Below are 11821 nucleotides of genomic sequence, written 5' to 3' on the forward strand. Positions count from 1 at the left end.
ATCAACGTCAAGCTTACCGCTATTACCTAACCACGCCGGGCCATTATTCTGCGGACGCAATCGGTTTATATGCTCTGAAATACGCGTCATGTTTTCAGTAAGAGCATCATGGTTATCAGAAAAGGCTGAAGGAAATAGTGAGTTGGCTACTTCCTGATATTTCTTTGCTCGTCTTTTTGGATCTTCATTAATAGTATTCATCACAATCCTTTGCGCGTGGAGTGGTATTAAATGAGCGCTTTTTGCGGTTCTCTTAAAATAGGGTAGAGCTCAGGGAAACCGTCGACGCAGAGTTTGAAATCTGCGGGTTTGAAGCCAAGTCGCCCGGCAAGACGTTGCACACGCGCAGCCGTACATTCGGCATAGCAAGGCACGCCTGCTTGATCCTGTAAATGGATTAACCGGTACATCAACGCGTTGATAACGTCCATGCCGCGATCCTGGCCAGGAATAGCGAGCACGAAAATATAGAAGTGGGGAGTTGTTGGATGATAAGCGCTCAGCTTGTGCATTAAATAGGCCATGGTGGCGTAATCGGCACTATATTCATCTCGTAACTGCTTGAACAGGATCTCATCGGTAATATTTTCTGAGTCATAATGAAAATACATTAGCGCGCCGACATTATTTCCATCAATAATAACGCCACCTTTGCGTAGCGCGACTTCGGCATAGATCCTGAAAAAGCTGCGCAATGCCTCTCGTCGTCTTTCCGGTGCCGGAAAGGCTGATTCAATAAGCACATCGTCATAAAATGCCTCGGCCAGCAGGTCGCATATCAGCTCGATATCAGAAAAGGTAGCATCCCTTACATTCATTATTTTCCCTCGGTTGGTTGGATTGATATAAATGCTTTATTAATGCGTCTTATTAATTTCAGGAGGTGGTATGGCGCAGAAAGATATCATGATTAATAAATGCGAGGGTGACGAAACATCCGAAAATAAATTACCGGCTGCATGTTGCTATTGGTAGAAATAATTATTGAGGAGTTGTTGTTTTATTTAGAGGGTAAAATTAAGTGGGGTTTAGTGATGCGTTTATCGATTTTTAACTACCTGCTTATTTTAAATGGCGCTGTAGCTCGGTGAAAAATAAATATTCAGCTAGCATTTTTGATCCGCTTTTTTTACCTATCCTGCCTGCGTCGCGTAAATCCTCACGATGATTAAATTGCAGAAATTGATCCAGCTTCTTTTGCCAGTCCGGAGGAAGATTTGCTTACGACGGCGAGCCTGATCTTCATCAAAGGAAGAAAAGAACTGGAAAGATTAGCGAACGATGCCGAAGAAAAATAAAACAAGCGTGACGCTTAATTAATTTAATACGCGCTCAGGCTGCAAAAAGCATGGTGTAAATAAGAAGTGATATTTAGCGATGTGCCAACCAGAGGCTTAATTTTGGCGGAAGATCACAGGAGTCGAACCTGCCCGGGACCGCTGGCGGCCCCAACTGGATTTGAAGTCCAGCCACCTCACCGGAGATGACGATCTTCCGCGCCTGCATTGCTACATGGAGGCGGGGCGCATTATACCTACTTTCAGTGATTTACCACATCCCTCACCGTAATTTTTCACATTCTGCTTTCCCTTTCGACGACCGTTTAAGATAAATCTCTATCTTTTCCATTGCTTAGCTTTTTTCATACGTTAAGGAATCGCGATCACAGAAAAGAATAAACGTAATTTAATAACCAGAAATCGCAATTTCCGCCCGTAAAGCGATCGATTAAAACCCTTAACACCGCAATCGGCATGGTTTTGCTGCGTTAAGGAAACAAAAATGGACAGTCAGGCTATTTCTGTAAAAGAAAAGATTGGCTACGGGATGGGCGATGCCGCCAGCCACATCATCTTTGATAACGTCATGCTCTACATGATGTTCTTCTATACCGATATTTTCGGCATTCCCGCCGGGTTTGTCGGCACCATGTTCCTGCTGGCGCGTGCGCTGGATGCCGTTTCCGACCCCTGCATGGGGCTGCTCGCCGACCGTACGCGCAGCCGCTGGGGCAAATTCCGGCCATGGATCATCTTTGGCGCGCTCCCTTTTGGTATCGTCTGCGTGCTCGCTTACAGCACGCCGGATCTCAGCCTTAACGGCAAGATGCTCTATGCCGCCGTCACCTATACGTTACTCACCCTGCTTTATACCGTCGTGAATATTCCTTACTGCGCGCTGGGCGGGGTCATCACCAACGATCCGCAACAGCGCATCTCTCTGCAATCCTGGCGCTTCGTGCTGGCTACCGCAGGGGGCATGCTCTCCACGGTACTGATGATGCCGCTGGTAACGCTGATTGGCGCAGAGGATAAGGTCGTCGGTTTTCAGGGCGGGATCGCCGTGCTATCGGTGATCGCATTTATGATGCTGGCATTCTGCTTTTTCACCACCAAAGAGCGCATCCAGGCACCGCCAGCGACCACCTCCATGCGCGAAGATCTGCGCGATATCTGGCAAAACGATCAGTGGCGCATCGTAGGGATACTGACCATCCTGAACATTCTTGCGGTGTGCGTGCGCGGCGGCGCGATGATGTATTACGTCACGTGGATCATGGGCGATGCCGCCATCTTTACTGCTTTCCTGACAACCTACTGCGTCGGTAACCTGATTGGCAGCGCGCTGGCGAAACCGCTCACCGACTGGAAGTGCAAAGTCACCATCTTCTGGTGGACCAACGCCGCGCTCACCCCGCTCAGCATCGGCATGTTCTTTATCCCCATTCAGGCCAGCTTCACCATGTTCGCCTTTATCTTTGTTATCGGCGTGCTGCACCAGCTGGTCACCCCGATCCAGTGGGTGATGATGTCTGATACCGTCGATTACGGCGAATGGTGCAACGGCAAGCGTCTGACCGGCATCAGCTTTGCGGGCACGCTGTTTGTGCTGAAACTCGGCCTCGCCCTTGGCGGCGCACTGATTGGCTGGGCGCTGGCGGGCAGTGGCTATGAAGCCGCCGCGCCGCGGCAAAACAGTATGACGCTCACCATCATCATCGCGCTATTCACATTGGTGCCGGCTGCCTGTTATCTGCTCAGCGCCATTATCGCCAGACGCTACTACACCCTGAAAACCCCCCTGCTGGAGTCGATTGTGGCGCAGCTGGCGCGCGGCGAACACCGTAGCCAGAAGCGGTTCGGCAATATTTCACCCCGGGAAGAGTTACTGTAAGGAGCAACGTATGAAGATCAGTGATGGCAACTGGCTTATCCAGCCCGGCCTGACATTAATCAATCCGATTCAGGTATTTGATGTTGACCTGCAGGGGAGTGAGATGGTGGTGTATGCCGCCCCGCGCGACGTGCGCGAGCGCACCTGGCAACTGGATACGCCGCTCTTTACGCTGCGCTTCTTCTCGCCGCAGGAGGGCATTATCGGTGTACGTATCGCGCACTTTGAGGGCGGCACAGAGAAAGGTCCGCATTTCCCGCTCAACATTGCGCAAGATGTGGCTGTCGCGATAGATAACACACAGACGTATGCCGAGCTACGCAGCGGCGCGCTGGCCGTTCGGGTGACGAAAGGCGAAGCGTGGGCCATTGATTTTCTGCGCAACGGCGAGCGCATCACCGGCAGCCAGCTTAAAAACAGCGGCTACGTGCAGGATGGTAACAGCGGGCGCAATTACGTTTTCGAACGGCTGGATCTGGGCGTTGGTGAAACGGTTTATGGCCTGGGCGAGCGCTTCACGGCGCTGGTGCGGAACGGGCAATCTGTGGAAACCTGGAACCGCGATGGCGGCACCAGCACCGAACAAGCCTATAAAAACATTCCCTTCTATCTCACCAACCGGGGCTACGGCGTGCTGGTCAATCATCCGCAGGCGGTGGAGTTTGAAATCGGTTCGGAGAAAGTCTCCAAAGTGCAGTTCAGCGTTGAGGGGGAGTCGCTTGAGTACTTCGTCATTGACGGCCCAACACCGCAAGCGGTGCTAAACCGCTACACCCGCTTCACCGGCCGCCCGGCGCTGCCACCGGCGTGGTCGTTCGGCCTGTGGCTCACCACCTCTTTTACCACCAACTACGACGAAGCGACCGTAAACAGCTTTATCGACGGTATGGCTGAGCGCCAACTGCCGCTGCATGTTTTTCACTTCGACTGCTTCTGGATGAAGGCTTTCCAGTGGTGCGATTTTGAGTGGGACCCGGTGACCTTCCCGGATCCGGCAGGGATGATCAAACGCCTGAAGGAGCGTGGGCTAAAAATCTGTGTCTGGATAAATCCCTACATCGGACAAAAATCCCCGCTGTTCCGCGAACTGAAAGAGAAAGGCTATCTGCTGAAACGGGCGGACGGCTCGATATGGCAGTGGGATAAATGGCAGCCGGGGCTGGCGATTTATGACTTCACCAACCCGCAAGCCTGCCAGTGGTATGCCGATAAGCTTAACGCGCTGGTGGCAATGGGTGTCGACTGTTTTAAAACCGATTTCGGCGAGCGCATCCCAACGGATGTCGTGTGGCACAACGGCGCCTGCCCGCAAAAAATGCATAACCACTACGCCTATATTTACAACGAGCTGGTGTGGAACGTGCTGAAAGAGAGCGTGGGTGAGAAGGAAGCGGTGCTGTTTGCCCGCTCGGCCTCCGTCGGCGCGCAACAGTTTCCGGTGCACTGGGGCGGCGACTGCTATGCCACCTATGAATCAATGGCGGAAAGCCTGCGCGGCGGGTTATCCATTGGTCTTTCCGGCTTTGGTTTCTGGAGCCATGATATCGGTGGCTTCGAGAATACCGCGCCTGCGCATGTCTATAAGCGCTGGTGTGCGTTCGGCTTACTCTCCAGCCACAGCCGCCTGCATGGCAGCAAATCCTATCGGGTGCCGTGGGCTTACGATGACGAGTCCTGCGATGTGGTGCGCTTTTTCACGCAGCTGAAATGCCGCCTGATGCCCTATCTCTACCGGCAGGCGGTAGCAGCAAACGAATCCGGTGTGCCGATGATGCGCGCAATGATGCTGGCTTTCCCGGACGATCCGGCCTGCGATTACCTTGACCGCCAGTATATGCTCGGCGACGCCCTGCTGGTCGCGCCGGTGTTCAGCGAAGCGGGCGAGGTGCAGTTTTACCTGCCGGAAGGGCGCTGGACGCACCTGTGGCATAACGACCTCCTCGACGGTAGCCGTTGGCACAAACAGCGGCATGGCTTTATGAGCTTGCCGGTCTACGTTCGCGACAATACGCTACTGGCGCTGGGCGATAACGATCAGCGACCCGATTACACCTGGCATCAGGGCACCGCGTTCCAGCTCTTTCAACTCGACGATGGGCGCGAAGCTGTGTGTGAGGTGCCGGATAGCCGCGGCGAGAGCGTTTTCCGTTTATCAGCCAAACGTGAAGGCGCTGTGATTACCGTGCGGGCTGATGGCGAAGGCAAAAACTGGACGCTATGCCTGCGCAATATTATGCAGATAACCCATCTGCAGGGAGCGACGGCAAGCAAAAGTGAAACTGGTTTGGTCATTACCCCGCAGGGCACCGAAGTTTATATCACCCTCTAAACGCAGATTGCCCGGTGGCGCTAACGCTTACCGGGCCTACAAGGGGAGGGTCAAACGTAGGCCGGATAAGCGCAGCGCCATCCGGCAATGGTGCAGGAGCTGCCCGGTGGCGCTAACGCTTACCGGGCCTACAAGGGGAAGGTCAAAAGTAGGCCGGATAAGCGCAGCGCCATCCGGCACGGGTTTACGGCGTCGCCTGCGGCGCGGCGGCTGGCGCAACGGCACCCGCGCTGCTAACCGTGCCGCCGTGCATGCTCTGCTTAATCTGCTGTTTATGCGCGTTGACCGCCTGTAACTCGCCATTGACGGAGGGTTTTAACGGCGCTTCGGCGCGCACCTGGCCGCTGGCGGTTAACTGCAAATTGCCTTCGCCATCAATCGGCAATGCGGGCCAGCCCCACGCCTGCAATACATTGACCGGCACGCCGCGCCCGTTGAGGCTGACATTGACGCTGCGATCCGGGGTTTGCGCTACCACCGCTCTCGCTTCCAGCAGCCCCTGGCCGGTAAAGGCGCTAAGTTCGGTGATATTGACCGTGTTGCTATTGGCATTCAGCGCCAGCGAAGGGCGGCGCACATCGACGCGGTTAAAGGTGCCTGCGGCAGCGTTTAGCTTCGCATTCCCACTCCAGACACCCCATTTCCGTTCGCGCACCAGCTGCAAATTGTTGCCATAGCCATCCAGCGCGGTGAGCTGCCACGGGAATGTCGGATCGATATCAATCACCAGGTTGCGGCTGGCGCTGAATTTTTTCAGCACCAGGCTGTTCAGCCATGGGGGCAGATCGTCCATCCACAGCTGTTTCCAGTTCGCCGGCAGCGTGTATTCCAGCCCGGCAAACGCCGCATCATCCAGCACTAGCGCCTTGCCTGTGCGGTACCAGTTACCGGAGGTGCGCACCATGCCGTTTTCCCAGCGGGAGGTGAACTGCTGCAGCGCGATGCCCTGCGGGGAGAAGCTGGCATTCAGAATCGGGTCGAAAAAGTGCAGCGAACCGTAGATAAACTCGCTGGCATTCATCGACAGTTTGCCCTCTTCGCTCTCCCAGTCGCCCTTCTTGAAGGTCAGGTTGCGCAGGCTAAGATCGAGGTCGGTCACTGCCCACTCAGGCCCCTGCAACGTGGCGTCGGTCACTTCCACACGGCCGATTTTCAGCGAAGGCAGGGTGGTGAGCGGGGCAAAGAAATCCTGCAACGACTTATCGCTTTGCAGACGAATATCGTTAAGACGCAGATTATTCACCACCCAACTGCCATCGGCGCTGCGCTTTGCATCACCCGTGAGCGAGCCGCGCGCCATATCAGCACCGATAGTGGTTAAGGTCACCACATCTTTATCAATACTGCCCTGAATCAGCACGTTACTGGCGGGAACGCCATTTAACGTCAGCGAACCGGCGCTCATCTGCAACTGTGCTTTACTGCCGATCACATTACCTGCCGCTGGCTGCCAGGGTGAGATACCACCGGTAACGCGCTGCGCGCTTAACTCCCAGCCAGTTGCCGGGCTGTTAAAAGCCATGTTGCGCAGTTGCAGGCGATCTGCCTGGAAAGGCAGCGGCGCGGCGGTTGGGGAGAGGTTAAGCGTACCGTCCTGTAGCAGAATGGTGTCGGCATGCAGCGGGTCGGTGAGTTGTCGGCTGCTGAGGCCGATATCGACCATTTTCGCCTCCAGCGTTGCTGGCTGGCCTTTGCGGCCGAAGCTGACGCCTTTCAATACCAGATGAGAAGGGGAAGAGAAGCGGTGGTCAATGGCGTCAAAGGTGAGGTGATAATCGCTGTTGTCGCTGATCCACTGGCTCGCTTGCGTTGCGCCCCAGCGGGTTTGCAGCAGAAAGTAGGCCGCCAGCAGCAGCACAAACAGGATAATAACGACCGCTAACAGCAGCTTCCCAAGAAATTTCATCATCTTCCTCCCTCACGTGACCGTAAGGGAGTTATGCACGAATTGTGCGCGATGCTCAAGGGAGGAATGATGAAAGGAAATTGCTGCGGCAACAGAAGATACTCAGTTGCCGCGCGAGGCAATTTACTCTTTTTCCGGTGGGAAGATGAGGTTCAGGACGATAGCGGTGATCCCGCCTGCTGCGATGCCGGAGGAGAGCAAGTTTTTCAGCCAGTCCGGCGCAAATTGCAGGATCTGCGGCTGCTGCGACACGCCTAAACCCACCGCCAGCGACAGCGCGATAATCAGGATCGCGCGGCGGTTGAGTGGTTCACGGGAGACAATGCGCACGCCGGAGGCGGCGATAGTGCCAAACATCACCAGCGTGGCTCCGCCGAGTACTGGCTCCGGTAACTGCTGCACAAACGCGCTCACCGCCGGGAAGAGGCCGAGCACCATCAGCATCACCGCGATAAAGAAGCCGATATAACGGCTGGCGACGCCGGTCAGCTGGATCACGCCGTTATTCTGGCCAAAGCAGGAGTTGGGAAAGGTATTGAACACCGCAGAGACAAAAGAGTTAAGACCATTTGCCAGCACGCCACCCTTCAGCCGCTTCATGTAGAGCGGGCCGGTAACAGGCTGTTCAGAGACGTCGGAAGTGGCAGTGATATCGCCGATGGTCTCCAGGGAGGTGATCATAAAGACCAGCATCAGCGGCAGCAGCAAGCTCCAGTCAATGCTCAGGCCGTAATAGAGCGGCGTCGGTACCATAAAGGTACTCTCCGGCGCGTTGTACTCCGGCAGCATGCCCATAAACATCGCCAGCACATAACCGACCGCCATCGCTATCACCAGTGAGGCAATGCGCAGATAGGGGTTGCGCTGGCGGTTAAGCAGGATAATCAGCCCTAGCACCACGCCTGCCAGCAGCAGGTTTTTCGGCGCGCCGAAGGTGTGATTGCCCATTGCCGCGAAGCCGCCACCGACGGAGGTCAGCCCAACCTGAATCAGCGACAGGCCGATAATCATCACCACCACACCGGAAACCAGCGGGGTGATAATGCGGCGCGCCAGCGGCAGAATACGCGAGATAACCATCTCGGTGCAGCTTGCCAGCATCAAGGTGCCAAACAGCGCCGCCATCATCGTCGGCACATCGGCACCGCCGGTTTTCAGCGCCGTGCCGCCCATAATCAGCGGTGCCACGAAGTTAAAGCTGGTGCCCTGGATTGAGAGCAGCCCGGAGCCGACCGGGCCCCAGGTTTTAATTTGAATCAGCGACGCGACGCCGGAAGCGAAGAGCGACATGCTGAGAATATGTTGAGTGTCCTGAGCCGGTAAACCCAGCGCCTGGCAGATCAGCAGCGCGGGCGTGATCACGCCAACGAACATTGCCAGCAGGTGTTGCAGCGCAGCAAACAGTGTTTGCGGCAGCGGGGGACGATCTTCAAGGCGGTAGATCAATTCGCTGGGTTGAGTCTTCGCAACCGGTTGCGCATTTTCCGACTCGATGGTGTTTACGGACATCTCAAGCTATCCCCTGATGGAAAAGCGCTGATTTTATCGGACTGAATGGTAAAAGCAAACGGTTGCTTTGGCTGGAAGCATACTTTTCTAACGGAGGTTGATCTCACACCATCAGGTTCTAAAAATCAGGCGTTGGAGTAGCGTTCGGTTTCCGGCATCCAGCGGTCAATCAGCGCTTCTGCCAGCTGCGGGTAACGTTCGTGAATATGGCGCGCAACGCGCTGAACTTCGGGGATCATTGCCTGGTCGCGCAGCAGATCGGCCACTTTAAATTCGGCATTGCCGGTCTGGCGGGTGCCCAGCAGCTCGCCCGGGCCGCGGATCTCGAGATCTTTTTGCGCAATCACAAAGCCGTCGTTGCTGTCGCGCAGCACCTGCAGGCGCTTTTGCGCGGTTTTCGACAGCGGGGATTTGTAGAGCAGCACACAGTGTGAGGCCACCGCGCCACGTCCGACGCGCCCGCGCAGCTGGTGGAGTTGCGCAAGACCGAGACGTTCGGGGTTTTCAATAATCATCAGGCTGGAGTTCGGCACATCCACGCCAACTTCAATCACCGTGGTGGCCACCAGCAGATGCAGCTCGCCCTGTTTAAAGGCCTGCATCACCGCCTGTTTCTCGGTCGGCTTCATGCGGCCATGTACCAGCCCAACGTTCAGCTCCGGCAGAGCCAGCTTTAACTCTTCCCAGGTCGCTTCCGCGGCCTGGGCTTCCAGCAGATCCGACTCTTCAATCAGCGTACAGACCCAGTAAGCCTGGCGACCTTCGCCGGTGCAGGCGCTGCGGACGCGATCGATAATCTCGCTGCGACGTGTATCGGGAATGGCGACCGTGGTCACCGGCGTACGGCCCGGCGGTAGTTCATCAATCACCGAGGTATCGAGATCGGCATAGGCCGTCATCGCCAGCGTTCGCGGGATTGGCGTGGCGGTCATAATCAATTGATGGGGGTGAAAGCCCTGCTGCTGCCCCTTTTCCCACAGCGCCAGCCGCTGGTGGACGCCAAAGCGGTGCTGCTCATCAATGATCACCAGCGCCAGACCGTTAAACTGCACCTGCTCCTGGAAAATAGCGTGGGTGCCGACGATCATCTGCACCTGACCGCTGGCAATCGCCTCTTGCTGTGCCTGGCGGGCTTTACCTTTCTGCTTACCCGCCAGCCAGCCAACTTCGATACCGAGCGGCGCAAACCACGCGCGGAAGTTATTGGCGTGCTGCTCTGCCAGCAGTTCGGTCGGCGCCATCATCGCCACCTGCTTGCCATTGGCGATTGCGCGTAGCGCCGCGAGCGCGGCCACCAGCGTTTTACCTGAGCCGACGTCGCCCTGGACCAGGCGCATCATCGGCATATCCAGCGCCATATCGCGTTCAATTTCCGCCACCACCCGCGCCTGTGCGCCGGTTGGTTTAAAGGGCAGGGAGGCGAGCAGTTGATCTTTTAACGTATCGTTAGCGGCGAGCGACTGCGCATGGTAACGCTGCGCACCGGCGCGTAGCGCCAGCATGCTCAGGTTATGGGCCAGTAGCTCTTCAAGAATCAGCCGACGCTGGGCGGGATGCTGCCCGCTCTCCAGTTCGCTTAATTGCAGCGAAGGCGGCGGGCGATGCAGCGTATGCAGCGCCTCCGGCAGGCTCATCAATCCCTGCGCCAGCTCCGGCGGTAGCAGTTCACTGATGGCGCAGGTTGCCAGCAGCTCCAGCGCCTGATCGGTTAATTTGCGCAGCGTAGCCTGCTTAACGCCTTCGGTCGTTGGGTAGACCGGCGTCAGCGTCTCCTGAAGCTCCGGAGTGCTGAGATCGCCCTGCACCTTATACTCCGGGTGGATCATCTCCGCGCCATACTTTCCGCGTTTCGCTTCGCCATAAGCCAGCACGCGGCGGCCAACCGCAAGGCTGTTTTTCATCGCCGCGTTGAAGTTGAAAAAGCGCATGGTCAGCATGCCGGAGCCGTCGCTTATCTGACAGGTCATCATCCGGCGACCGCCGAACGTGACGTTACAGTTCAGCACTTCGCCTTCTACCGTGGCGTAAATGCCCGGCAGCAGGTCGGCAATGGGGTAGAGTTGGGTTCGATCTTCGTAACGCAGGGGAAGGTGTAACAGCAGATCCTGAACGGTGTGCAGGCCAATTTTCGCCAGCTTGCTGCTCTGCGCCGCGCCAACGCCGGTCAATGAACTCAGTGGCACCGCATCGAGCAGCTTCCCTTTCATCGGTTACCTCGAAGCCTGCATGGTAGCCCACCACGTCGGGTCGGCTTCAATCTGCCCCTCATTATTCACATGAGGGTAAGGCAGGCCTTTTTGTTTCGCGACCCGCGCGAGCACAGGGTAGCCGCCTTCGAACAGCAGGCGCTGCTGCTCGGCGTCCGGCAACATGCTGTTTTCACGCTTATACATACCGGCGTTTTGCCGCTGGCGCTGCGCTTCGTAGAGAATGAGCGCCGAGGCTACGGAGACATTGAGCGACTGCACCATGCCCGTCATCGGAATGATGATATCCCGATCCGCGAGATCCAGCGCTTGCCGGGTGATCCCGGTTTTCTCCTGCCCCATCAAAATACAGGTCGGACGGGTATAGTCGATCTCACGGAAGTCGACGGCTTTGTCCGACAGATGGGTGGCAAGGATCTGCATGCCGTGCTGCTTGAGCACGCCGACGGCATCTTCAATGGTGCGGTGAGTTTTAACATCCACCCAGCTGTTGCTGCCCGCGGCGGAAGAGGCCATGGTGCGCATGCGGTTCCCCGGCCAGACAGCGTGCACTTCATGCACGCCGACGGCATCCGCAGTACGGATAATGGCAGAGACGTTATGAGGTTTGTGGACCTGCTCCATGCAGACCGTCAGATCCGGCTGACGCCTGGCGAGCATCTCGCGGATTCGCGCATAACGCTGAGCATTCATACA

The 11821-nt window shown here is 56.5% G+C and carries 7 protein-coding genes, 1 tRNA gene and 1 pseudogene; 2 read left to right on the top strand and 7 right to left on the bottom strand.

Annotated features, from left to right (window positions below; genetic code table 11):
- Positions 1–227: 227 nt before the first annotated feature.
- The 3 genes and pseudogenes from IAE50_RS11300 to IAE50_RS11305 form a co-directional block, all read right to left on the bottom strand.
- On the bottom strand, positions 228–818 hold the full coding sequence (locus tag IAE50_RS11300) for an N-acetyltransferase (protein WP_200580284.1): 591 nt from the start codon (positions 816–818) through the stop codon (positions 228–230).
- Positions 819–1062: 244 nt separating this feature from the next.
- A pseudogene (gene rhuM / locus IAE50_RS25995) lies at positions 1063–1250 on the bottom strand (RhuM family protein); the annotation flags it as partial.
- Between the two features lie 151 nt (positions 1251–1401).
- A tRNA-Sec gene (locus IAE50_RS11305) sits at positions 1402–1496 on the bottom strand.
- A gap of 286 nt (positions 1497–1782) precedes the next feature.
- Between IAE50_RS11305 and IAE50_RS11310 the strand changes: the two genes are divergently transcribed.
- Positions 1783–3174: a glycoside-pentoside-hexuronide family transporter gene (locus IAE50_RS11310; RefSeq protein WP_200580285.1), complete on the top strand. Its 1392-nt coding sequence runs from the start codon at positions 1783–1785 to the stop codon at positions 3172–3174.
- A 10-nt stretch (positions 3175–3184) separates the two neighbouring features.
- Entirely contained in the window at positions 3185–5503 is a 2319-nt protein-coding gene (gene yicI, locus IAE50_RS11315) for an alpha-xylosidase (protein ID WP_200580286.1), read from the top strand.
- A 184-nt stretch (positions 5504–5687) separates the two neighbouring features.
- Here yicI and IAE50_RS11320 read toward each other — a convergent pair whose 3' ends face one another.
- From IAE50_RS11320 to trmH, 4 genes are all read right to left on the bottom strand, one after another.
- Positions 5688–7409 (bottom strand): AsmA family protein, encoded by a 1722-nt coding sequence (locus IAE50_RS11320; protein ID WP_200580331.1) that lies wholly within the window; start codon positions 7407–7409, stop codon positions 5688–5690.
- Positions 7410–7532: 123 nt separating this feature from the next.
- Positions 7533–8918 (bottom strand): NCS2 family protein, encoded by a 1386-nt coding sequence (locus tag IAE50_RS11325; RefSeq protein ID WP_200580287.1) that lies wholly within the window; start codon positions 8916–8918, stop codon positions 7533–7535.
- A gap of 125 nt (positions 8919–9043) precedes the next feature.
- The gene (gene recG, locus IAE50_RS11330; RefSeq protein WP_200134854.1) at positions 9044–11125 is read right to left on the bottom strand and encodes an ATP-dependent DNA helicase RecG; all 2082 of its coding nucleotides are present in this window, start codon (positions 11123–11125) and stop codon (positions 9044–9046) included.
- Positions 11126–11128: 3 nt separating this feature from the next.
- Positions 11129–11818 carry a tRNA (guanosine(18)-2'-O)-methyltransferase TrmH gene (gene trmH / locus IAE50_RS11335; RefSeq protein ID WP_200580288.1) on the bottom strand — a complete coding sequence of 230 codons (690 nt, stop codon included), beginning with the start codon at positions 11816–11818 and terminating at the stop codon, positions 11129–11131.
- Positions 11819–11821: the final 3 nt, after the last annotated feature.

Source organism: Kosakonia sp. S42 (assembly GCF_016624785.1).
GTDB classification, from domain to species: Bacteria; Pseudomonadota; Gammaproteobacteria; order Enterobacterales; family Enterobacteriaceae; genus Kosakonia; species Kosakonia cowanii.